This is a genomic window from Acidovorax sp. SRB_24, from assembly GCF_012931925.1.
In genome coordinates, this window is record NZ_MWOM01000044.1 from 11,936 (window position 1) to 34,526 (window position 22,591).

Sequence of the window (22,591 nt, forward strand, 5' to 3'; positions counted from 1 at the left end):
ACCCCGCCGCGGCCACGGCCCAGGGAGGCCGGCCATGATCATGCCGCGCGGGCAGCCCCTGCTGCTGCCGGTCAACCCGGTGTTCATTGCGGCCAGCCTGGCGGCCGCTTTGGCGTTCAACATGCTGCCGCTGGGACGCGTGCCGTGGATGCCCGACGTGCTGATGGTCCTGCTGGCGTTCTGGGGCGTGCACCAGCCCGCACGGGTGGGCATGGGCGTGGCGTTTGTGCTGGGCCTGTGCATGGACGTGCACGAGGCGGCGCTGCTCGGGCAGCACGCGCTGGCCTACGCGGCGCTGATGTACGGCACGCACCTCACGCACCGGCGCGTGCTGTGGTTTGGCGTCTGGCCGCAGGCGCTGCAGATGACCGGCCTGTTCGCGGTGGCGCACGCGCTGCAGCTGCTGGTGCGGCTGCTCTCGGGCGGGCTGTTTCCGGGCTGGAGCCTGCTGGCGGCGCCCGTGGCCGAGGCCCTGCTGTGGCCACTGGTCAGCTGGGTGCTGCTGGCACCCCAGCGCCGCCCACCGGACCGCGACCAGAACCGGCCGCTGTGACCATGGACCGCAGCGCTCTCCTGCCAAGGCGCCAGCCATGACCGAGCTGCGCAACACGGAGGCAGACGCCTCGCGCTTTCGGCTGCGCGCCGTCGTGGTCGGCGCGGTGGTGTTCCTGGCGTTTTGCCTGCTGGTGGCGCGCCTGTTCTTCTTGCAGGTGGTGCGCCACGAGGACCTGGCCGAGCAGGCCGAGAGCAACCGCACGGCCATCGTGCCCATCGTGCCCAACCGCGGACTCATCCTGGACCGCAACGGCGTCGTGCTGGCGACCAACTATGCCGCCTACACGCTCGAGGTCACGCCGTCCAAGGCCGGCGCGCTCGAAGACACCCTCAATGCGCTGGCCGAGGTGGTGGACATCCAGCCGCGCGACCGGCGCAAGTTCAAGCGCCTCATGGACGAGTCGCGCAACTTCGAGTCGCTGCCCATCCGCACGCGCCTGACCGACGAGGAGGTGGCGCGCTTCACGGCGCAGCGCTACCGCTTTCCGGGCGTCGACGTGAAGGCGCGGCTGTTTCGCAACTACCCGCTGGGCGAGGTGGCGAGCCACGCGATCGGCTACATCGGGCGCATCAACCAGAAAGAAAAAGCCGCGATCCAGGAGTCGGACGAAGAGGCCAACTACCGCGGCACCGACCACATCGGCAAGCTCGGCGTGGAACAAAGCTACGAGGCGCAGCTGCACGGCCTCACGGGTGTCGAACAGATGGAGACCTCGGCCGGCGGGCGCGCGGTGCGCCGGCTCAACAGCTTCCCGGCCTCGCCGGGCCACACCGTGATGCTGTCGCTGGACATCAAGCTGCAGAAGATGGTGGAGGACCTCTACGGCGAGCGCCGCGGCGCGCTGGTGGCGCTGGACCCGAGGAACGGCGAGGTGCTGGCGCTGGCGTCCAAGCCCACGTTTGACCCCAACCTGTTCGTCGATGGCATCGACCAGGAAAACTGGCAGGCGCTCAACGAGTCGATCAACAAGCCGCTGCTGAACCGTGCGCTGCGCGGCACCTACCCGCCGGGCTCCACTTACAAGCCCTTCATGGCGCTGGCGGCGCTGGAGCTGGGCAAGCGTGGCGCGAACGTGGTGGTGAACGACCCCGGCTACTACAGCTACGGGGGGCGGAACTTCCGCAGCCACGAGGGCGGCCTGGGCGGCGTGGACATGCACCGCGCCATCCAGTATTCGAGCAACACCTACTTCTATTCGCTGGCCGTGGAGATGGGCGTGGACGCCATCCACGACTTCATGGCGCCGCTGGGCTTCGGGCAGATCACGGGCATCGACCTGGGCGGCGAGCTGCGCGGCGTGCTGCCCAGCACCGAGTGGAAGCGAAATGCCTATAAGCGTCCGGAGGCCAAGCGCTGGTACTCGGGCGAGACGGTGTCGCTGGGCATCGGCCAGGGCTACAACAACTTCACCATGCTGCAGCTGGCCATGGCCCAGGCGACGCTGGCCAACGGCGGCACGCACTACCGCCCGCACCTGATCAAGGCGATCAAAGACCCGATCACGGGCGCCGTCACCGAGGTGGCGCAGCCCCCGGGCAAGCCCCTGGGCTACGAGCGGCGGCACGTGGAGGTCGTCCTCAATGCGCTCAAGGCGGTGAACGAGGCCGGCACGGGCCGGCGCGTGTTCGCCGGCGCCCCCTACACCTCGGGCGGCAAGACGGGCACGGCCCAGGCCATCAGCCTCGGGCAAAACGTGAAATACAACGCCAGGCTGCTGACCGAATACCAGCGCGACCACTCGCTGTTCATCGCCTTCGCGCCCGTGGAAGACCCCAAGATCGCGGTGGCCTTGATCGTGGAAAACGCGGGCTTTGGCTCTGCCGCGGCCGCGCCCATCGTGCGGCGCGTGTTCGACTACTGGCTGCTCGGCCAGTACCCGAGCGAGGAGGATCTGGCCGCCGTCGCCAAGGGGCAGGGCGGCCCGCCCATCGGCACGCCGCGCCGCGCGCAGGACGTGCCGCTGCCCGCGGTCGCGGCGCACTGAGCGCCGCGGGCAGGCGGCGCGTTCAGGCCGTGGCCGCCGGTGCGGCGCGCGGCGGCTGCCACTGGCTCAGGATCAGTGCCGCCACGATCAGCGCTGCGCCGGCCAGGCCGGCCACGCCCAGCCGCTCGCCGATCAGCACCCAGGCGGTGGCAGAGGCGAACACCGGCTCCAGGCCGAAGACGATGGCGCTGCGCATCGCATCCACGCGCTGCTGGCCCCAGGCCTGCAGGGTGACCACCAGCACACTGGCCACCAACCCCAGATACACGAGCGCACTCAGCGCCTCGCCGTGCAGCGCGGCGAGGGCCTGCAGCGTCGTCGCCGCGCCGCCGTGGCGTGCCAGCACCAGCGCGCCAGCGGCCAAGCACATCACCACCGCCTGCATCGCCGCCAGCCGCGTGGCGCGCAGCGGCGCATGCGCGGTACGGCGCGCGCATTCCTCCAGCACCAGGATGTAGATGGCATAGAACAGCGTGCTGGCCAGGGTCAGCGTGTCGCCCAGATTCCAGGGCTCGTTCTCGTGGAACATGAGCACCATGCCGGCCAGCGCCAGCGCACACGCGGCCCACAGCGCCCAGCCGTAGCGCCGCCCCAGGAGCGCCATGGCCAGCAGCGGCACCACCAGCACGTTCAACCCCGTGACGAAAGCGTTGCGGTTGCTGCTGGTGCGCGCCAGGCCCTCGATCTGCAGCCAGAACGCCAGGAACAGCAGCAGGCCCAGCAGCAGGCCCCAGCGGCGCTCGCTCGCACGCAGGCCGCGCAGCAAGGGTGCCAGCACCACGAGGGCGATGGCAAAGCGCGCCCAGATGATCTGCAGCGCATCCAGGTGCGCGGACAGCATCTTCATCGCGGGAAAGGTGGTGCCCCATACGGCCACCACCACCAGCAGGGCCGCCAGGCCCTGGCGTTCAGTGTGCATGTGGATAGGTCAAAAACAGGAGCTTCCCGCGCGCTATGGCTGGTAATTTCGGCATCAAAAGATGCGGAAACGTCCACAGGTCGCGCGCTGGAAGCTCCTAGATCAAGAGCAAAACATCAGGCGCCCAGCCGCCCGATGAAGGCGCGGATGCGGTCGTTGCCGGGGTTGTTGAAGAAGTCCGCGGGCGGCGCATCGTGGGCGATGCGGCCCTGGTCGAAGAACAGCACGCGGTCGGCGACCTCGCGCGCAAAGCCCATCTCGTGCGTCACGACGACCATGGTCATGCCGCCGCGTGCCAGCTCGCGCATCACGTCGAGCACCTCTTGCACCATCTCGGGGTCGAGCGCGGACGTGGGCTCGTCGAACAGCATGACCTTGGGCGCCATCGCCAGCGCGCGCGCAATGGCCACACGCTGCTGCTGGCCGCCCGATAGCTGCCACGGGTACTTGTGCGCATGCTCGTGCATGCCCACGCGGCGCAGCAGGGCCATGGCCTGCGCGTTGGCCTGGGCGCGCGCGGTGTGGCGGATGCGCCGCGGCGCCAGCGTCACGTTGTCGAGCGCGCTCAGGTGGCCGAACAGGTTGAACTGCTGGAACACCATGCCGACCTCGCAGCGCTGCAGCTGCAGGGTGCGCGGGTCGTCGGTGACCTCCACGCCGTCGATGCGGATGCTGCCGCTGTCGTGCGGTTCGAGGCGGTTGATGGCGCGCAGCAGGGTGCTCTTGCCCGAGCCTGAGGCGCCGATGATGGCGGTGACCTCGCCGGTGTTGAAGTGCGTCGAGACGTCGCGCAGCACCTGGTGCGGGCCAAACGACTTGCACACGTGCTCGGCGACGATGTAGGGCGTGGGTGCGCTCATGGGGCACGGCCTTCCACGTCGAAGCGGTATTCGACCGCGTTGGAGATTTGCGTCACCAGCGTGGTCAGCAGCAGGTAGGTCACGGCCACGGTCGAGAGCGTGGCGATCGGCTGGAACGTCGCCGACTGGATGCGGTTGCCGACGTTGGTCAGCTCGACCACGCCGATGGCGTAGGCCAGCGACGAGTCCTTGAGCAGGGCGACGAAGTTGCTCACCAGCGGCGGCAGCGAGATCTTGAAGGCCTGCGGGAACACCACGTCGAAGAACACATGCACGCGCCCCAGGCCCAGCGCGCGCGCAGCCTCGGTCTGGCCGCGCGGCACGGCCAGCAGGCCGGCGCGCACGGCTTCCGAGTTGTAGGCGCCGACGTTCAGGCCCAGCGCCAGCACGGCAGCGGCGAAGTCGGGCAGGTTCAGCCCCGGCACCAGCGCCGGCAGCGCAAAGTAGACGAACAGGATCTGCACCAGCAGCGGCGTGCCGCGGATGACCCAGATATAGAAGCTGGCCACCCAGCGCAGCGCCCGCCAGGGCGAGGTGCGCGCGAGCGCGGCGCTGGTGCCCAGCACCAGCCCGAGGCTGCCGCTGATCAGCGTCAGCCACAGCGTGGTGCGCGCGCCGTCGGAAAACGCCTGGGCGTTGGAGCCGATGGGCTCAGGAAGGAACGAGAGCAGCTGGCCCAGCAGGGCCAGCGCGAGCACCATCAGGAGGAGGGCCGAAACCAGCGTGGCGTTGCTGCGTTGCTGGCGGCTCCAGTGGTGCGGCCAAAGTGCGATGAGCATGGAGTGGCGTCAAGCGTCCCTGCTCAATGGCAGCGCACGTCTTCGTGGAAGTATTTCTGCGACACGGCGGCGTAGCTGCCGTCGGCCATGGTGGCGGCGAGCGCCTTGTTCCAGGCGTCGGCCAAGCCGGTGTTGCCCTTGGCAACGGCGGCGGCAATGCGCTCGATGAACACCATCTCGCCGAGCTTGAAGCCCGCGTTGGGGTTCTTGGCGATCACTTCCTTGGCGACGAAGCGGTCGGTCACCCAGGCGTCCACGCGCTTGGACACCAGCGCGCTGCGCGCATCCACGTCGGTCGGGAAGTTCTTGACCTCCTTGAGCGCGGCGACCTTTTGCACGTTCTCGAGGTAGCTGGTGCCGGTCTGCACCGCCACCGTCTTGCCCGCCAGGTCCTTGGCGCTGCGGATGGCCGGGTCCATGGCGATCACGATGCCGCCCGAGCAGTAGTGCGGCGCGGTGAACGTGACGGCCTTGGCGCGCTCTTCGGTGATGCCGTGCGAGGCGATCACCAGGTCCCAGCGGTCCTGCTTGAGGCCGGTCAACAGGGCGTCGAAGCCGATCGTCTTCCACTGGATCTTCAGGCCCATCTTCTTGGCCACGAGCTCGGCCACGTCCACTTCAAAGCCCGCAAGCGTCGTGCCCTGGAAGTAGTTGAACGGGGCGAACTGGCCCTCGGTGGCAACAAGGATCTTGCCGTCCTTCTGGATGGCTTCGAGCGTGCGCGACTGGGCGGAAAAGGCGGCGCACAAGGCCACGGCGGCGGCGAGCAACTTGAAGAGCTTCATGGGTGATCCTGTCATTGGTGGGTTCCAGGTACAAAAAAACCGGCCCGCGATCCGCGCAGCCGGAGCCAAGAAACGCGCGCAGGCCCTGCAGATCGGGGCCGCGATGCCCCGAAAACTGCGCGAATTATAAATTGCCGCTATATGCATATGCCGACCGCCCAAGGCCCGGATGCGTGCTGCGCGCATCAGGCGGCGCGCATCAGCGTGGACTTGCCAAACAGGCTCTCGAGCAGGTCCACGGCCAGTTCGGCCGTCTGGTTGCGGACGTCCAGCGCCGGGTTCAGCTCCACCAGGTCGAGCGAACCGAGCGCGCCGCAGTCGGCCAGCATTTCCATGAACAGCTGGGTTTCGCGGTAGGTCGGGCCGCCGCGCACGGCCGTGCCCACGCCGGGCGCAATCGCCGGGTCCAGGCAGTCCATGTCGAAGCTCACATGCAGGTGCGTCGTGCCGTCCACCCCCATGAGCACCTGCTCCATCACGCTGCGCACGCCGAACTCGTCGATGTAGCGCATGTCGTAGACCTCGATGCCGAGCGCGTTGACGAAGCGCTTCTCGGCCGCATCCACGCTGCGCACGCCGATCAGGCTGAGCTGCGCGGGCGCCAGGGCCGTGGCGCCGCCCAGCTGCGTCAGGCACTGCGGCCCGTGGCCGAGCAGGCAGGCCACGGGCATGCCGTGCAAGTTGCCGCTGGGCGAGGTGCCCGGCGTGTTGGCGTCGGCATGGGCGTCGAACCACAGCACCTTCAGGCGCTTGCCCTGCTGGCGGCAGTGCTGCGCCACGGCGCTGATCGAGCCGATCGCCAAGCAGTGGTCGCCGCCCATGAGCAAGGGCAGCCGCCCGGCCGCCAGTTCGGCGAACACGGCGGCGAACACCGCTTCGTTCCAGGCCGTGACTTCAGGCAGGTGGCGAAAGCCGCCCTGCGGCGCCTGCTGCGGGTTGGGCGGGCCGGTGAGGTTGCCGCGGTCGGCCACGTCGAGGCCGTGCGCGCGCAGGGCCTGGGCAATGCCGGCAATGCGCAGGGCGTCGGGGCCGATGCTTGCGCCCAGGACGCTGGCGCCTATGTCGGTGGGCGCCCCGATGAGGGTGACGGATTGCTGCAGGGACACGAGGCCTCCATCGGTGGCTTAGAACGTGTTGACGATTTCTACGGGGTCGCGTTGGGGTTGCGCAGATCACGCCGCATGGGCTCGTGCCCATGCAAGGGATGGGGCAGCCCAATCGCCCGATTTCACCCCAACCCGCAGGGCAAGCGTCTTTTCGGGCGGTCTGCGGCGTTGCGATGCTTGCCCATAGCGGGGCTATGGGCTGCGCACCGCGCCTTGCATCCCATCCCGAAAAGAGACTTGCGCGACCCCGTAGAAATCGTCAACACGTTCTTAACGCAAAAAGGCATCGTAGCCCGTCTTGAGGATCAGCACGCTGACCACGAAGATGAAAATGCCGCGGACAAACCCGGTGCCGTGCTTGAGCGCCATGTGCGTGCCCAGCACGCTGCCGACCACGTTGGCCACGGCCAGCGGCAGCGCGAAGTGCCACCAGATGTGGCCCTTGAGCGAGAACAGGATCAGCGCCGCGACGTTGGTGGCGACGTTGAGCAGCTTGGCCGACGCCGAGGCGTTGAGGAAGTCGTAGCCGAGCAGGCGCACAAACAGGAACACGAAGAAGCTGCCGGTGCCGGGCCCGAAGAAGCCGTCGTAGAAGCCGATGCTCACGCCGATCAGGCTGGCGGCAACCCATTCGGCGCGGCCGGCAAAGCGCGGCGTGTGGTGGCGGCCCAGTTCCTTCTTGGCCAGCGTGTAGGCCAGCACGGCCAGCAGCACGAGCGGCAGGAGCTTGCGCAGGAAATCGGGCGAGAGCACGGTGACGGCCCAGGCGCCGGCAAAAGCGCCCGCGAAGCCGGCGAAGGCCGCGGGCAGCATGGCGCGCCAGCGGACCTGCACGCGGCGGCTGTACTGCCAGGTCGCCATGGCCGTGCCCCACACCGACGCGCTCTTGTTGGTGCCCAGCAGCGTGGCCGGCTGCGCGCTGGGGAAGGTGGCAAACAGGGCGGGCAGCAGGATCAGCCCGCCGCCGCCGACGATGGCATCCACGAAACCGGCCAGCAGCGAGGCCAGCGTGACAACAATCCATTCCATGGCGCAATTGTCGCACCGCGTTTGCTATCGTTTTACCAGTGCGGTGCGGCGCTGCACAGGGCGCAGCGGCCGGAACCCCCGGAAGCCGCGGCCAAAAAAAAAGGCGCCGACACAGGGTCGGCGCCTTGGCAAAACGGCATCTCATGGCGGATGCTTTGGAATGTGGTTCTGGCTGTAGGTTGTCTCCTCGGCCCCTCGTTGGGCGCACCGCAGTGCGCTGTCGAGTTCGGAGACTGTAGTGGCAGGGGCCGCCGCCGCGTATAGGGAATTTCCCGCCCCCGGCGGTGCCGCGTTACGTCGGGTGTGCGGCGCGGATCCACTGCGCCGCCTTCTCGGCCAGCATCAGCGTGGGCGCGTTGGTGTTGCCGCTGGTGATGGTGGGCATGGCGCCGGCGTCGACCACGCGCAGGCCGGCCACCAGGCCGCCACGGCCATCGCGCACGCGCAGCTGCGAGTCCAGCACCGCCATCGGGTCGCCGTCGCGGCCCATCTTCGTCGTGCCCACCGGGTGGAAGATGGTCGTGGCGATGTCGCCGGCCAGGCGCGCGAGCTCGTCGTCGCTCTGGAACTGCACGCCGGGTTTCCATTCTTCGGGCTGGTACGCGGCGAGCGCCGGCTGCGCGACGATGCGGCGCGTGACGCGCAGGCTGTCGGCCGCGACCTGGCGGTCTTCGGGCGTGGAGAGGTAATGGGGCGCGATGGCCGGCGCATCTTCGAAACGCGGGCTCCGGACCTGCACCGTGCCGCGGCTCGTCGGGTTCAGGTTGCAGACGCTCGCGGTGAACGCCGGGAAGCGGTGCAGCGGCTCGCCGAACGCGTCGAGCGAGAGCGGCTGCACGTGGTATTCGAGGTTGGGATGCTCGAACGCAAGGCTGCTGCGCGTGAAGGCGCCCAGCTGCGACGGCGCCATGCTCATCGGACCGCTGCGCTTGAGCGCGTATTCGAGGCCGATCCTGGCCTTGCCCAGCAGCGAGCCGGCCAGGGTGTTGAGCGTGGGCACGCCCTGCACCTTGAACACCGCGCGGATCTGCAGGTGGTCCTGCAGGTTGGCGCCGACGCCGGGCGCGTCCTGCACGACCTCGATGCCGTGCCCCTGCAGCAGCGCCGCCGGGCCGATGCCCGAGAGCTGCAGCAGCTGCGGCGAATTGATGGCGCCGGCGCTCAGGATCACTTCGCACTGCGCATGCGCGGTGACCATCTCCTGGCCCGTCCACACCTGCACGCCGGTGCAGCGGCGGCTGCCGTCGCCCTGGGTCTCGAACACCAGCCGGCTGGCCTGGGCCGAGGTCCACATCTCGAAGTTCGGCCGGCCATAGCAGAGCGGGCGCAGGAACGCCTTGGCCGTGTTCCAGCGCCAGCCGGCCTTCTGGTTGACCTCGAAATAGCCCACGCCCTCGTTGGTGCCGCCGTTGAAGTCGTCGGTGGCCGGAATGCCGGCCTGCTGCGCGGCCTGCGCGAACGCGTCGAGCACGTCCCAGCGCAGGCGCTGCTTCTCGACCCGCCACTCGCCCTTGCCGCCGGTGCTCTTGCTGCCGTGCAGGCGCTTGAAGTCTTCGCTCTCGCCGTCGGGCTGGTCCAGGCGCCAGTGGTCTTCGTGGCGGCGGAACGCCGGCAGCACATTGTCCCAGCGCCAGGTGTCGTCGCCGGTGAGCTGCGCCCACTGGTCGTAGTCGCGCGCCTGGCCGCGCATGTAGATCATGCCGTTGATGCTGCTGCAGCCGCCCAGCGTCTTGCCGCGCGGGTAGCGCAGGCTGCGGCCGTTGAGGCCCGCGTCGGGTTCGGTCTGGTAGAGCCAGTCGGTGCGCGGGTTGCCGATGCAGTACAGGTAGCCCACGGGGATATGGATCCAGTGGTAGTCGTCGCGCCGGCCGGCCTCGACGAGCAGCACGCGCCGGCGCGGGTCGGCGCTGAGGCGGTTGGCCAGCAGCGCACCGGCCGTGCCGCCGCCGATGATGACGAAGTCGAAAGTGGTGTCGCCCATGGAGTCTCCGGTGTGGGTGCCGTCTGTGCGGCCTGCGCCGTACATTGTGCGGTGCGGCCCGCAGGCGCCCCGACAAGGATTGTGTTTTGCTATAAAAAAATGAGCTATTGGCGCTTGCCTGTATTGCGCTGGCGTGCTTTTTGATGTTATTTTCTGGCGTGCGGTGCTTTGCACGCGCGGGCCGGGCGTGGCCTATCCTGCGCCCTGGCTCCATTTTCAAACGCCTCTGCCGGTCCCGCTACCATGGCCCAGCCCTTGCCCCATCCCTCGCCCATGCCCGACAGACCGCCCCGCATCACCCGCGCCGACACGCCCGAGGGTCCGTGCGCGCTGCTGCAGGGGCGCTGGGGCGCGGCCGAGATGGGCTCGCGCGCGCAATGGCGCACGCTCTCGCGCCAGCTCGCCGGCCTGCCGGCGCAGCCGGACCTGGGCTGGGACCTGCGCGGGCTGCAGTGGCTCGACCATGTCGGCGCACAGCTGCTGTGGAACCACTGGGGCCGCGCCTGGCCGCAGCGCCTGGCGCTCACGCCCGGCCAGCGCGCGCTGCTCGAGCGCGCCGAGCGCTACAGCACCACCGCACCGCCGGCCGAGCCCTGGCGCGCGGCCGACCAGGTGGACCGGCTCGGCGTGCTGGTGCTGCACGGCGTGGACCATGCGCGCCACCTGCTGGTGCTGGTGGGCCAGCTGGCGCTCGACCTGCTGCGGCTGCTGCGCGCGCCGCGCCGCGGGCCCTGGCGCGACATTTCGGGCCACCTCTACCGCATGGGCGCGACCGCGCTGCCGATCACGGCGCTGGTGGGCTTCCTGATCGGCGTGGTGCTGGCCTACCTGATGAGCCTGCAGCTGCGCCAGTTCGGCGCCGAATCCTTCATCGTCAACATCCTCGGCATCTCGCTGATCCGCGAGCTCGGCCCGATGCTGGCGGCGATCCTGGTGGCCGGGCGCTCGGGCTCGGCCATCACGGCGCAGATCGGCGTCATGCGCGTGACCGAAGAGCTCGACGCGATGCGCGTGATGGGCATCGCGCACGGCTTTCGCCTGGTGCTGCCGCGCGCGCTGGCGCTAGCGCTGGCCATGCCGCTGATCGCCGTGTGGACCACGCTGGCGGCGCTGGCCGGCGGCATGCTCGCGGCCGACGTGGCCATGGACGTGTCGCCGGCCTACTTCGCGCAGGCGCTGCCGCGCGCCGTCGATGCAGCCAACCTGGCGCTGGCGCTGTCCAAGTCGGTGGTGTTCGGCGTGCTGATCGCGCTCATCGGCTGCCACTGGGGCCTGCGCGTCCAGCCCAACACGCAAAGCCTGGGCGCGGGCACGACGGCCTCGGTGGTGAACTCGATCACCATGGTCATCGTGGTCGATGCGCTGTTCGCCGTCGCCTTCAAGAACGTGGGGATCTGACGTGGACGCGACCGACCCCGCCCCCGCGCCACTGCCGGCCCCTGCCGCAGCCGATGCGGCACCGGTGGTCGACATCGCCGGCCTGTCGACCGTGTTCGGCAAGGGCGACGAGGCCTTTGCCGTGCACCAGGACCTGGACCTCACCGTGCGGCGCGGCGAGATGCTGGGTCTGGTCGGCGGCTCGGGCACGGGCAAAACGGTGCTGCTGCGCCAGATGCTGGGCCTGGAACGCCCCACGCGCGGCCGCGTCGCGGTGCTGGGACGGCCGGCGTCTGAGATGGGCGGCGAGGGCGCGGCCAGCCGCGTCGGCATGCTGTTCCAGCACGGCGCGCTGTTCTCGGCCTTCAACGTGATCGACAACATCGCCTTCGCGCTGCGCGAGCAGGGCACGCTGCCGCCCGCGCTGGTCTGCGACGCCGCGATGGTCAAGCTGCAGATGGTGGGCCTGCTGCCCCAGCACGCCACGCGCATGCCGGCCGATCTCTCTGGCGGCATGGTCAAGCGCGTGGCGCTGGCGCGCGCGCTCATCATGGACCCGCCGCTGCTCTTGCTCGATGAGCCCACGGCCGGGCTCGACCCGAATGGCGCGGACGAGTTCTGCACCCTGCTGCGCGAACTGCACGCCACGCTGGGCCTGACCATGGTGATGGTCACGCACGACCTCGACACGCTGTTTGCGCTCGCCACGCGCGTGGCCGTGCTGGCCGACAAGAAAGTCATCACCACCGGGCTGCCGCGGGAGGTGGCGCATTTCCCGCACCCGTTCGTGGAGCAATTTTTTCTGGGTGAGCGCGGCCGCCGGGCCATGGCGCCCGCCACGCCAGACAAGGAACGCTGATGGAAAACAAATCCCACGCCCTCGCGGCCGGCATTTTTGTCGTGTTCGTCGCCGCCATGGTGGCGGCGCTGGCGATATGGCTCACGCGGGACAACGGCAGCTACCACCTGTACGAACTCTCCAGCCGCGAAGGCGTGAGCGGCCTGCAGCCGCAGGCCGCCGTGCGCTACAAGGGCGTGGCCGTGGGCAAGGTCACGCACATCGGCTTTGACCCGCAGGTCAGCGGCAACGTGCTGATCCGCATCGCGGTCGACGACGGCACGCCGCTCACGCCCACCACCTTCGCCGTGCTCGGCTACCAGGGCATCACGGGGCTGGCCTATGTGCTGCTCGACGATGCCGGCGAGCCGCAGCCCGCGCTGCCGCCCGGCGCCAGCGGCCTGCCGCGCCTGCCGCTGCGCTCGTCGCCGTTCAGCCAGCTGGCCGACCAGGGCCCTGAAATTCTGGCGCAGGTCGAAGAGGCCACGCGCCGCATCAACCAGCTGCTCAGCGACGACAACCAGAAACTGGTCAGCGCCGCCATCGCCAACCTCGGCGCGGCGGCCGGCGGCGTGAACACGCTGGCCCAGCACCTGGACGCGACGGTGACGCAGAAGCTCGACCCCGCGCTCGCCGCCCTGCCCGCGCTGGCGCACGACGCCGGCCGCACGCTGGCCGCGCTGCAGGCGGCGGGCACCGACGTCTCGGGCATGGCCGCCGAGATCGGCCGCACCGCGCAGCGCCTGAACGCGCCTGACGGCGCCATCGCCCAGGCCGGCGAGGGCGCACGCGCCGCGGTGCGCACGGTCGAGCGCTTCAACGCGCGCACGCTGCCGCGCATCGAGCGCGCCGGCGACGCCGCCGCGCGCGCGGCGCGCCAGCTCGGGCGCGCCGCGACCGGCGTGACCGATAACCCGCAGGCGCTGATCTACGGCGCCGGCAGCACCCTGCCCGGCCCGGGCGAGCCCGGTTTTTCCGCCCCGGCCCCAGCGCCTTGAGGAGGCCTCCATGTCCACATCAAATTTCATAGCTTCACCCGCAAGACTGGCGGGCGCTGCACTGGGTTTTGCCTTGATTTCTCTGGCCGGGTGCTCGGCGCTGCCGACGCCACCGGCGCGCCCGATGCTCTACGACTTCGGACCGGGCGCCGCCGCGCCCGCCGCCGCGCCTGCCGGGCAACGTGCGCCGCTGCCGGCGCTGGCCCTGGCCGAGGTCGAAGGCGTGGGCGCCAACGAGGGCAACACCGCCGTGGTCTACCGCCTGGCCTATGCCGATGCGCGCCAGCTGCGCCCCTATCAGCTGGCGCGCTGGAGCCAGCCGCCAGCGCAGCTGGTGCAGCAGGCGCTGCGCAGCGAGCTGGGCCAGCGCCGCGCCGTGCTGCGCGCCGGCGACGCGCTGGCCATCGTGCCCGGCGCGGACGGGCGCCTGCCGGACGTGCTGCGCGTGGAGATCGAGGAATTCAGCCAGGTCTTCACCAGCCCCGGCGCCAGCGCCGCCGTGGTGCGCCTGCGCGCCACGCTCACCGGCTCGTCGGTGCTCGGCGAAAGCCTGCTCGGCCAGCGCCTGTTCACCGTGCAGCACCCCGCCACCAGCGCCGATGCCGCCGGCGGCACGCGCGCCCTGGCCGAGGCCGCGGCGCAGGCCGCGCAGGACATCGCGCAGTGGCTCGAGCAGGGCGGCCACTGAAGCGCTCACTTCGGTCCTACACCCACGTAGGCGGTCACTGACGCGCACTGCCCCGCGCCGCCTACGCACCGGCCCAGGGTGCCGCCGTACAGTTTCTCCATCGCATCACGCAGTGGTTCCACACACAACGGGTGGATGGCAGAAGCGAAAATTTCGGAGGATTCGGACCATGAATGAAGACCGCATCAAGGGCAACTGGAAGCAATTCACCGGCAAGATCAAAGAGCAGTGGGGCAAGCTCACCGACGACGACCTGGACGTGGTGGCCGGCAAGCGCGACCAGTTTCTGGGCAAGCTGCAAGAGCGCCAGGGCATTGCCCGCGACGTCGCTGAAACGCAGCTCAAGGACTGGCAACAGCGCAACCCCGACTTCCGCTTCGACGACTGAATGCCGCCCCGCGCCGGCAGATGTCTTTGGCCGGCGCCCGTCTGCGCCCCTGGCGCTCAGGAGAATCCCATGACCCATACCCGCAATCTGCTCGCATTGGTGGCTGCCAGCCTGGTAGCGACAGCCTCGATGGCCATGCAGCCGGCCGAATACTCGGCCGCCAAAGACCGCATCACGGCCGACTACAAGGTCAACAAACAGAAATGCGATGCCTTGAAGGCCAATGCCAAGGACATCTGCATGAAAGAAGCCAAGGGCCACGAAAAGGTCGCCAAGGCCGAACTTGAAGCCGAGTACAAGCCCAGCGACAGCACCCAGTACAAGGCCCGTGTCGCCAAGGCCGATGCCGACTACGACGTGGCCAAGGAACGCTGCGACGACCAGACCGGCAATGCCAAGGACGTGTGCAAGAAAGACGCCAAGGCAGCGCACGTGAGTGCGGTCGAGAACGCCAAGGTCGCCAAGGCCCAGGCCCAGCCCGCCAACACCGCGGCTGAAAAGGGCGCCGCCGTCTCGGCAGCCCGCAAGGACGCCGCCGCCGAGAAGCGCGAGGCCGACTACAAGGCCGCCAAGGAGCGCTGTGACGCGATGTCGGGCGACGCAAAGTCCAAGTGCGTGGACGACGCCAAGCGCATGTACGCGCAGTAAGCCAGCCTTGCAAGGCGCAGCCCATCAGCTGCGCTGCCCACCCCGAAACCCCGCACTGCGGGGTTTCTTGTTGGCCGGTCAGCCGCGCACGGCCTGGTCCTGGGGTGCGGCCCCTCAGCGCATCAGCGCCTCGATCTCGTCCGGCTCCACCGGCACGCCGCGGCTGATGAGCTCGCAGCCCGCGTCGGTGACGATGGCATCGTCCTCGATGCGGATGCCCAGGTGGTGGAAGGCCTCGGGCACGCCGGGCGCGGGGCGCACGTACAGGCCCGGCTCGATGGTCAGCGCCATGCCGGCGCGCAGGATGCGGCTGGGGCGGTCGGTGATGGTCTCGCCCGAGAGCGGGTCGCGCCGCTCGCTCGTCTGGCCGACCTCGGACGGCTCGACGTAGCTTCCGCAGTCGTGCACGTCCATGCCGAGCCAGTGGCCGGTGCGGTGCATGTAGAACGGGAAGTAGGCGCGGCTGGCGATCACGTCCTGCGCCGTGCCGACCCGGCTCTTGTCGAGCAGACCCAGGTCGAGCAGGCCCTGCGCGAGCACGGCGACGGTGGCCTCGTGCGGATCGGTGAAGCGCGCGCCGGCGCGCGTGGCGGCCACCGCGGCCTGCTGGCTCGCCAGCACCAGCTCGTAGAGCGCGCGCTGCGGGCCCGTGAAGCGGCCGTTGGCCGGGAAGGTGCGCGTGATGTCGCTGGCGTAGCCGTCGAGCTCGCAGCCGGCGTCGATCAGCACCAGCTCGCCGGAGCGGATGGGGGCGGCGTCGGCGCGGTAGTGCAGCACGCAGGCATTGGCGCCGGCCGCGACGATCGAGCCATAGGCCGTGTGCTGCGCGCCGCGCTGGCGGAATTCGTGCAGCAGCTCGGCGTCGAGGTGGTATTCGCACACGTCTTCGCCGGCGCGCAGCATCGCGGCGCTGCGCTGCATGGCGCGGATGTGGGCGCCGGCGCTGATCTGCGCGGCGCGGCGCATCAGGTCCTGCTCGTGTGCGTCCTTGACCAGGCGCATCTCGTCGAGCGGCACGCACAGGTCGCTCTGCTGCGGCGGGCACAGCGCGCCAAAGCGCACGCGCGCGCGCACCGGCTGCAGCCAGGCTTCGACGCGCGCGGCCAGGCCGGCGTGCGTGGCGAACGGGTACCAGACACAGGCGTGGTTTTCGAGCAGGCGCGGCAGGCGCTGGTCGAGTTCGCCCACGGGCAGCGCCGCGTCCACGCCGAGCGCCTCCAGCGCCGCTTCGGGGCCCAGCCGGTAGCCGTCCCAGATTTCGCGCTCCAGGTCCTTGGGCTGGCAAAACAGCGTGCTGTGGCCGTCGCCCGTGAGCACCAGCCACGCGTTGGGCTCGGTGAAGCCCGTCAGGTAATAGAAATAGCTGTCGTGGCGGTACAGGAAGTCGCTGTCGCGGTTGCGCTGGCGCTCGGGAGCCGTGGGAATGAGGGCGATGCCTTGGGGTCCGAGCTGGGTGGCCAGGCGCGCGCGGCGTTGGGCGTAAACAGAGGTCATGCGCTATCGTACTGCGCGGCCCCGGCCGGCGCCGGCAGCGCCTTCAGAACGTTCTTACAGCGCCGGGGCCAGCATGCTGCCGCCCGCCAGCATGAGCAGCAGGCACACCAGCCATTCGACCAGGCGCTGCGGCAGGGCCGGCGGGTGCCGGGCGTGCAGCCAGGTCACGAGCGTGACCACCGGAAAGGCCAGCGCGGCGACCAGCACCAGTTCCCAGCGCAAGTCCCCTGTGGCCACGACCACGCCCAGGCGCAGCACTGTGCAGGTGATGAAGATCACGAACAGGCACTGGCGCACCAGCAGGCGGTCGAGCGGCTGGCGGTAGAGGTGGTAGACCATCGGCGGCCCGGGCGTCGCGAACAGCCCGCCGAGCAGCCCCGAGAGCACGCCCGCGCCCCACAGCGAGGCCGGCCCCGACATCTGCGTGCGCACCTGCTTTTGCAACAGCAAGGCCACGGCGCAGCCCACGATCGCCACGCCCAGCAGCAGGCGCAGGCCGTTGAGCGCATGGCCGCTGAGCCAGGACAGCAGCACGAGGCCGCCGGCCACGCCGACCACGCTGCTGGCCAGCATGGGCCGCAGCAGGCGCCACTGCGGCGAGAACGGGTGGTTGCGCAGGTAGGCCACGCCGTTGACCAGCGACAGCAGGCAGGCGACGTTGGCCGCGTCGGCGATCGGCATCAGCTGCGTGGCGCCGGCCAGGCCCACCAGGATCAGCCCGAAGGCAAAGCCGGTGAGGTTCTGGCAGAACGTGGCCAGCGCGACGAGGCAAAAGAACAGCAGGTATTGGGCAAGGCTCATGGGGCAGACGGCGCACGCGGCCCGGCGGCGGGCGCGGCAAAGCTATGAAAAAAGAAGCGCTGTGCGTTGGCACATCCTCGATTTCGGACGGTTTCGAGTCGCAAAACGAAGTTGGACAAGCGCAAGCAGCTCACATATCAGGAGCGCGCATTGAGCGCGGCGAGCCGCTCGGGCGTGCCCACATCGACCCAACGCCCGGGGTAGAGCGCGGCGCTGACGCGGCCCGCGTCCATGGCGCAGCGCAGCAGCGGCGCCAGCGGGGCCGCCACGCCGCCCGGGTTGCCGGCCGGGATGTCGCACCACGGCGGCGCGAACAGCTCGGCGCGCAGCAGCGCGAGGGTGCTGTAGGTGTAGCGCGGTGCCGGGTCGTCCGCGGGCAGGTTCAGCGCCAGGCCCTCGGGCGAGAGGCCGAAGTCGCCGCGCGGGTGCTGCGCCGGGTTGGGCACCAGCCACAGGTGGGCCAGCCGGTCGCTGGCCGCAAAGGCCTGCGCGGCGGCGCTCTCGAAGCCGAAGTCGGGCGCGAACACGTCGCCCGCGGCCAGCCAGAAGATGCTGCCCAGCTGCGGCAGCGCGCGCGCGATGCCGCCCGCGGTCTCGAGCGCGGCGCCGAAATCCAGGCCTTCGTGCGAATACGAAATCGACAGCTGCTCGCGCTGGTCTGTAAAGGGCTGGAGGCCGAAATGGTGGCCAAAATGCTCGCTGATCTGCGCGCCCAGCCATGCCGTGTTGATGACCACGCGCGGCACGCCGGCGCGCGCCAGCGCCTGCAGATGCCACTCTAAGAGCGGCTGGCCCTGCACGCGCAGCAGGGGCTTGGGCGTGGTGTCTGTCAGCGGGCGCATGCGCTCGCCGCGGCCGGCGGCCAGCAGCAGGGCGGGGGGTGCGGCGGCAGTGGCTGGAAGGTGCGCTGCGCGGGGGTCTGGGGCGGTCGAAGCGGTGGGGCGGGGCATGGGACGGCACTGTAGTGCATGGCCCTTGCCGACAGGCCGCGCGGGCGGCCCCGTTAAAATCTCGGGTTTTCCCTCTTCTTCCTGACCGGAACCGCCCCCATGGCCCACTCTCAACAAATGGCGAATGCGATCCGCGCACTCGCAATGGATGCCGTTCAACAAGCCAATTCCGGCCACCCCGGAGCCCCCATGGGCATGGCGGACATGGCCGTGGCGCTGTGGGGCCGGCACCTCAAGCACAACCCCACGAACCCGCAGTGGTTCGACCGCGACCGCTTCATCCTGTCCAACGGCCACGCCTCGATGCTGCTGTATGCGCTGCTGCACCTCACGGGCTACGACCTGCCCCTGGCCGAGTTGAAGAACTTCCGCCAGTTGCACAGCAAGACCGCCGGCCACCCCGAGCATGGCATCACCCCTGGCGTGGAGACCACCACCGGCCCGCTGGGCCAGGGCCTGACCAACGCCGTGGGCTTTGCGCTGGCCGAAAAGCTGCTGGCCGCCGAGTTCAACCGCAAGGGCCACACGGTGGTCGACCACCACACCTACGTGTTCCTGGGCGACGGCTGCCTGATGGAAGGCATCAGCCACGAGGCCATCGCGCTGGCCGGCGCCTGGCGGCTGAACAAGCTGATCGCGCTGTATGACGACAACGGCATCAGCATCGACGGCCAGGTCGCGCCCTGGTTCATCGACAACACGCCCCAGCGCTTCGCCGCCTGCGGCTGGAACGTGGTCGACGCGGTCGATGGGCACGACGTGGAGGCCGTGGCCGCCGCGATCGCCACGGCCAAGGCCAGCAGCGACAAGCCCACGCTGATCGTCTGCAAGACCGCCATCGGCAAGGGCAGCCCGAACCGCGCCAACACCGCCAAGGCCCATGGCGAACCGCTGGGCGCCGAGGAAATCAACCTCACGCGCGCCGCGCTGGGCTGGTCGCACGAACCCTTCGCGATTCCCGAGTCCGCCTATGCCGACTGGGACGCCAAGGCCGCCGGCCTGGCTGCCGAGACCGATTGGACGCTGCGCTTTGCCGCCTACGAGGCCGCCTTCCCCGAGCTGGCGTTCGAGTTCACGCGCCGCATGCGCGGCGACCTGCCCAAGGAGTTTGCGCAGACCGCCGTGGACACCGTGGTCAAGGCCCACACCGAAGGCGCCACCGTCGCCAGCCGCAAGGCCAGCCAGCTGGCGCTCGAAGCCTTCACGGCCGCCCTGCCCGAGCTGCTCGGCGGCAGCGCCGACCTCACGGGCTCCAACCTCACCAACACCAAGAGCACGCCGGCGCTGCGCATGGATGCGCAGGGCGCCGTGGTGCGCACCGAAGACGGCCAGATCGGCCGCCACATCAACTACGGCGTGCGCGAGTTCGGCATGGCCGCGATCATGAACGGCGTGGCGCTGCACGGCGGCTTCATCCCCTACGGCGGCACCTTCCTGACGTTCAGCGACTACAGCCGCAACGCCATCCGCATGGCCGCGCTGATGAAGCTGCGCGTCGTGCACGTGTTCACGCACGACTCCATCGGCCTCGGCGAGGACGGCCCGACGCACCAGTCGATCGAGCACGCCGCGAGCCTGCGCCTGATCCCGGGCCTGGACGTCTGGCGCCCCGCCGACACGGCCGAGACCGCCGTCGCCTGGAGCGTGGCCCTGACCAACCGCAACAAGCCCACGGCGCTGTTGCTCTCGCGCCAGAACCTGCCCTACGCGCCCAAGCGCGACCTGGGCGACATCAGCCGCGGCGCCTATGTGCTCTCCGAGCCGAGCGACGTCGGCCTCAAGAAAAAGGCCCGCGCGGTCCTGATTGCCACCGGCTCCGAAGTGCAGCTGGCGCTCAAGGCGCAGCGCCTGCTGGCCGCCAAGAAGATCCCCGTGCGCGTCGTCTCCATGCCCAGCACGACCACCTTCGACCGCGAAGACGTGAAGTACAAGAAGTCCATCCTGCCCGCGGGCATTCCGCGCATCGCAGTCGAGATGGGTGTGACCGACTTCTGGTGGAAGTACGGCTGCGCCGCCGTGGTCGGCATCGACAGCTTCGGCGAATCGGCGCCCGCGCCCGTGCTGTTCGAGCATTTCGGCTTCACCGAAGAGAACGTGGCCGCCACCGTGCAGGCGGCGCTCAAGCGCAAGTGAATTTGGCAATCAACCTTGGAGAGATAGAGCTATGACGATCAAGATTGGCATCAACGGCTTCGGCCGCATCGGCCGCATGGTGTTTCGCGCTGCCGTGCAGAACTTCAGCGACATCGAAGTCGTGGGCATCAACGACCTGCTCGAGCCCGACTACCTGGCCTACATGCTCAAGTACGACAGCGTGCACGGCCGCTTCCAGGGCGAGGTCGCGGTCGAAGGCAACCACCTGATCGTCAACGGCAAGAAGATCCGCCTGACGCAAGAGCGCGACCCGGCCGCCCTGAAGTGGAACGAAGTCGGCGCCGACATCGTCATCGAAGCCACGGGCCTGTTCCTGACCAAGGACACCGCGCAGAAGCACATCGACGCGGGCGCCAAGAAGGTCATCATGTCGGCCCCCTCGAAGGACGACACGCCGATGTTCGTGCACGGCGTCAACTGCCAGAGCTACGCCGGCCAGCCCATCATCAGCAACGCCAGCTGCACCACCAACTGCCTGGCCCCCGTGGCCAAGGTGCTCAACGACAAGTGGGGCATTAAGCGCGGCCTGATGACCACGGTGCACGCGGCGACCGCCACGCAAAAGACCGTGGACGGCCCGAGCAACAAGGACTGGCGCGGCGGCCGCGGCATCCTCGAAAACATCATCCCCAGCAGCACCGGCGCCGCCAAGGCCGTGGGCGTGGTGATTCCTGCGCTCAACAAGAAGCTCACGGGCATGTCGTTCCGCGTGCCGACCTCCGACGTGTCGGTGGTCGACCTGACCGTGGAGCTCGACAAGCCCGCGACCTACGCCGAGATCTGCGCCGAGATGAAGGCGCAGTCCGAAGGCGCCCTCAAGGGCATCCTCGGCTACACCGAAGACAAGGTGGTGGCCACCGACTTCCGCGGCGAGAGCTGCACCAGCGTGTTCGACGCCGAGGCCGGCATTGCGCTCGACGACACCTTCGTCAAGATCGTCGCCTGGTACGACAACGAATGGGGCTACTCGAACAAGTGCCTGGACATGGTGCGCGTGGTCGCCGCCCGCTGAGCGCCCGGCCTGCCCTCTGACCGCAGCCGCCCGCACCGCGCGGGCGGTTTTTTTTTGCCGGGGCAGCGCGCCCCGGGCGCCGCCCCGGCCACCCACCTTCCAGCCAAATCGTCCTCCAGCCCTTGTGGCACAAGCGCTGGAAGCTCTTTTTTCAGGAGCAAGCACGCCCGGCGACCGCAGCCGCCGGCGCAGCGCCGCACGCGCAAGCGGCTTTGGCCTACACGCGCTGTCGCCCGCAGCGCGCACCGCGGCGGCGCGGCGCTGGGCACAGTCGGGCCTGGCCCTCCTTGTTCTTGTGCCCACCGCCGCCATGCGCCTTGACTTCAAACACCTGTTCGCCCTGTGCCGCCGGGCCGTCGTGGCTTGGCTCGACGACTTTGCGCCCAGCATGGGCGCGGCCATTTCGTACTACACGGTGTTCTCGCTCGCGCCGCTGCTGGTGATCGTGATTGCCGTGGCCGGCGCGGTGTTCGGCCGCGAGGCGGTGCAGGGCGAGATCGTCGGCCAGTTGCAGGGCCTCATCGGGCACGAGGGCGCCGTGGCCGTGCAGGGCCTCATCAAGAGCGCCAGCGCGCCGGCCAAGGGACTCGTCGCCGGGCTGATCAGCGTGGGCGTGCTGCTGGTGGGCGCCACCACGGTGTTCGCCGAGCTGCAAAGCGCGCTCGACCGCATCTGGCATGTGCCCGAAAAGCAAAAGCCCAGCGGGGTCTGGGCCGTGCTGCGCGCGCGCATCCTCTCGTTCGGGCTGATCCTGGGGCTGGCGTTCCTGCTCATGGTGTCGCTGTCGGTCAGCGCCGGCATCTCGGCCTTTGGCAGCTGGGCCGGCGGACTGCTGCCGGGCTGGGAGGTGCTGCTGCAGGGCATCAACATGGCGCTGTCGGTGGCCGTGACCACGGTGCTGTTCGCCATGATCTTCAAGTTCATGCCCTCGGTGCCCATTGCCTGGCGCGACGTCTGGGTGGGGGCGCTGGTGACGGCGGTGCTGTTCGAGGTGGGCAAGTTCTTCATCGGCCTGTACCTGGGCAAGAGCGGCGTCAACGAGTCCTTTGCTGCCGCCGGCTCGCTGGTGGTGCTGCTGGCGTGGGTCTATTACGCGGCGCAGATCTTCCTGCTTGGCGCCGAGTTCACGAAGGTGTATTCCGACGACCGCGGCGCACCGGCCGGCATGGAGGCCACGGCGGCAACGCGGCACAGCGCCGCGGTGGCGGCCGCCGGCACCGATGCGGTGGGCGGCGGCGCGGCGC

The 22,591-nt window shown here is 69.6% G+C and carries 22 protein-coding genes; 12 read left to right on the forward strand and 10 right to left on the reverse strand.

Going from position 1 to position 22,591, the window contains the following annotated elements:
* Positions 1 to 34 precede the first annotated feature (34 nt).
* Positions 35 to 553, forward strand: a complete 519-nt coding sequence (gene mreD, locus B2J89_RS14575; protein ID WP_169169792.1) for a rod shape-determining protein MreD — start codon at positions 35 to 37, stop codon at positions 551 to 553.
* Positions 554 to 590: 37 nt separating this feature from the next.
* On the forward strand, positions 591 to 2,540 hold the full coding sequence (mrdA, locus tag B2J89_RS14580) for a penicillin-binding protein 2 (RefSeq protein ID WP_169169793.1): 1,950 nt from the start codon (positions 591 to 593) through the stop codon (positions 2,538 to 2,540).
* Between the two features lie 22 nt (positions 2,541 to 2,562).
* On the opposite strand, the gene B2J89_RS14585 is transcribed toward mrdA, so the two are convergent.
* From B2J89_RS14585 to B2J89_RS14600, 4 genes are all read right to left on the reverse strand, one after another.
* Complete coding sequence (locus B2J89_RS14585) at positions 2,563 to 3,459, reverse strand: DMT family transporter (RefSeq protein WP_169169794.1); 897 nt, start codon at positions 3,457 to 3,459, stop codon at positions 2,563 to 2,565.
* Between the two features lie 116 nt (positions 3,460 to 3,575).
* Positions 3,576 to 4,319, reverse strand: coding sequence for an amino acid ABC transporter ATP-binding protein (locus B2J89_RS14590; protein ID WP_169169795.1), 744 nt, complete (start codon positions 4,317 to 4,319; stop codon positions 3,576 to 3,578).
* Complete coding sequence (locus B2J89_RS14595; RefSeq protein ID WP_169169796.1) at positions 4,316 to 5,098, reverse strand: amino acid ABC transporter permease; 783 nt, start codon at positions 5,096 to 5,098, stop codon at positions 4,316 to 4,318. Before B2J89_RS14595 ends, B2J89_RS14590 begins: the two co-directional genes overlap by 4 nt.
* Positions 5,099 to 5,121: 23 nt before the next feature.
* Positions 5,122 to 5,883 carry an ABC transporter substrate-binding protein gene (locus tag B2J89_RS14600; protein WP_169169797.1) on the reverse strand — a complete coding sequence of 254 codons (762 nt, stop codon included), beginning with the start codon at positions 5,881 to 5,883 and terminating at the stop codon, positions 5,122 to 5,124.
* Here B2J89_RS14600 and B2J89_RS23135 point away from each other — a divergent pair.
* Positions 5,882 to 6,013 carry a hypothetical protein gene (locus B2J89_RS23135; RefSeq protein ID WP_256368410.1) on the forward strand — a complete coding sequence of 44 codons (132 nt, stop codon included), beginning with the start codon at positions 5,882 to 5,884 and terminating at the stop codon, positions 6,011 to 6,013. The two genes, B2J89_RS14600 and B2J89_RS23135, sit on opposite strands and share 2 nt — an antisense overlap.
* A gap of 55 nt (positions 6,014 to 6,068) precedes the next feature.
* Here B2J89_RS23135 and rocF read toward each other — a convergent pair whose 3' ends face one another.
* From rocF to B2J89_RS14615, 3 genes are all read right to left on the reverse strand, one after another.
* Entirely contained in the window at positions 6,069 to 6,989 is a 921-nt protein-coding gene (rocF, locus tag B2J89_RS14605) for an arginase (protein ID WP_371736588.1), read from the reverse strand.
* Positions 6,990 to 7,259: 270 nt separating this feature from the next.
* Positions 7,260 to 8,018 (reverse strand): TSUP family transporter, encoded by a 759-nt coding sequence (locus B2J89_RS14610; protein WP_169169798.1) that lies wholly within the window; start codon positions 8,016 to 8,018, stop codon positions 7,260 to 7,262.
* Between the two features lie 292 nt (positions 8,019 to 8,310).
* Positions 8,311 to 9,999: a GMC family oxidoreductase gene (locus B2J89_RS14615; RefSeq protein ID WP_169169799.1), complete on the reverse strand. Its 1,689-nt coding sequence runs from the start codon at positions 9,997 to 9,999 to the stop codon at positions 8,311 to 8,313.
* A gap of 273 nt (positions 10,000 to 10,272) precedes the next feature.
* Between B2J89_RS14615 and B2J89_RS14620 the strand changes: the two genes are divergently transcribed.
* The 6 genes from B2J89_RS14620 (at position 10,273) to B2J89_RS14645 (ending at position 14,936) form a co-directional block, all read left to right on the forward strand.
* Positions 10,273 to 11,397, forward strand: coding sequence for an ABC transporter permease (locus B2J89_RS14620; protein WP_169169800.1), 1,125 nt, complete (start codon positions 10,273 to 10,275; stop codon positions 11,395 to 11,397).
* The gene (locus tag B2J89_RS14625; protein ID WP_169169801.1) at positions 11,357 to 12,235 is read left to right on the forward strand and encodes an ATP-binding cassette domain-containing protein; all 879 of its coding nucleotides are present in this window, start codon (positions 11,357 to 11,359) and stop codon (positions 12,233 to 12,235) included. Before B2J89_RS14620 ends, B2J89_RS14625 begins: the two co-directional genes overlap by 41 nt.
* Entirely contained in the window at positions 12,235 to 13,212 is a 978-nt protein-coding gene (locus B2J89_RS14630; protein ID WP_169169802.1) for an MlaD family protein, read from the forward strand. The genes B2J89_RS14625 and B2J89_RS14630 overlap by 1 nt, the downstream gene beginning before the upstream one ends.
* A 10-nt stretch (positions 13,213 to 13,222) precedes the next feature.
* Positions 13,223 to 13,900, forward strand: coding sequence for an ABC-type transport auxiliary lipoprotein family protein (locus B2J89_RS14635; protein ID WP_169169803.1), 678 nt, complete (start codon positions 13,223 to 13,225; stop codon positions 13,898 to 13,900).
* 169 nt (positions 13,901 to 14,069) lie between these two features.
* Positions 14,070 to 14,288 carry a CsbD family protein gene (locus tag B2J89_RS14640; protein WP_169169804.1) on the forward strand — a complete coding sequence of 73 codons (219 nt, stop codon included), beginning with the start codon at positions 14,070 to 14,072 and terminating at the stop codon, positions 14,286 to 14,288.
* A gap of 69 nt (positions 14,289 to 14,357) precedes the next feature.
* Complete coding sequence (locus B2J89_RS14645; protein WP_169169805.1) at positions 14,358 to 14,936, forward strand: hypothetical protein; 579 nt, start codon at positions 14,358 to 14,360, stop codon at positions 14,934 to 14,936.
* Positions 14,937 to 15,050: 114 nt separating this feature from the next.
* Here B2J89_RS14645 and B2J89_RS14650 read toward each other — a convergent pair whose 3' ends face one another.
* The 3 genes from B2J89_RS14650 to B2J89_RS14660 all read right to left on the reverse strand — a co-directional run bounded on the left by B2J89_RS14650 (position 15,051) and on the right by B2J89_RS14660 (position 18,181).
* The gene (locus tag B2J89_RS14650) at positions 15,051 to 16,430 is read right to left on the reverse strand and encodes an aminopeptidase P N-terminal domain-containing protein (protein ID WP_169169806.1); all 1,380 of its coding nucleotides are present in this window, start codon (positions 16,428 to 16,430) and stop codon (positions 15,051 to 15,053) included.
* A gap of 54 nt (positions 16,431 to 16,484) precedes the next feature.
* Positions 16,485 to 17,231: a TSUP family transporter gene (locus tag B2J89_RS14655; protein ID WP_169169807.1), complete on the reverse strand. Its 747-nt coding sequence runs from the start codon at positions 17,229 to 17,231 to the stop codon at positions 16,485 to 16,487.
* A 137-nt stretch (positions 17,232 to 17,368) separates the two neighbouring features.
* Complete coding sequence (locus B2J89_RS14660; protein ID WP_169169808.1) at positions 17,369 to 18,181, reverse strand: nucleotidyltransferase family protein; 813 nt, start codon at positions 18,179 to 18,181, stop codon at positions 17,369 to 17,371.
* A 99-nt stretch (positions 18,182 to 18,280) separates the two neighbouring features.
* Between B2J89_RS14660 and tkt the strand changes: the two genes are divergently transcribed.
* The 3 genes from tkt to B2J89_RS14675 all read left to right on the forward strand — a co-directional run.
* Positions 18,281 to 20,314 (forward strand): transketolase, encoded by a 2,034-nt coding sequence (tkt, locus tag B2J89_RS14665; RefSeq protein WP_169169809.1) that lies wholly within the window; start codon positions 18,281 to 18,283, stop codon positions 20,312 to 20,314.
* Between the two features lie 31 nt (positions 20,315 to 20,345).
* Entirely contained in the window at positions 20,346 to 21,347 is a 1,002-nt protein-coding gene (gene gap, locus B2J89_RS14670) for a type I glyceraldehyde-3-phosphate dehydrogenase (protein WP_169169810.1), read from the forward strand.
* A gap of 310 nt (positions 21,348 to 21,657) precedes the next feature.
* The coding region (locus B2J89_RS14675; RefSeq protein ID WP_169169811.1) for a YihY/virulence factor BrkB family protein at positions 21,658 to 22,591 on the forward strand (934 nt) is incomplete at its 3' end.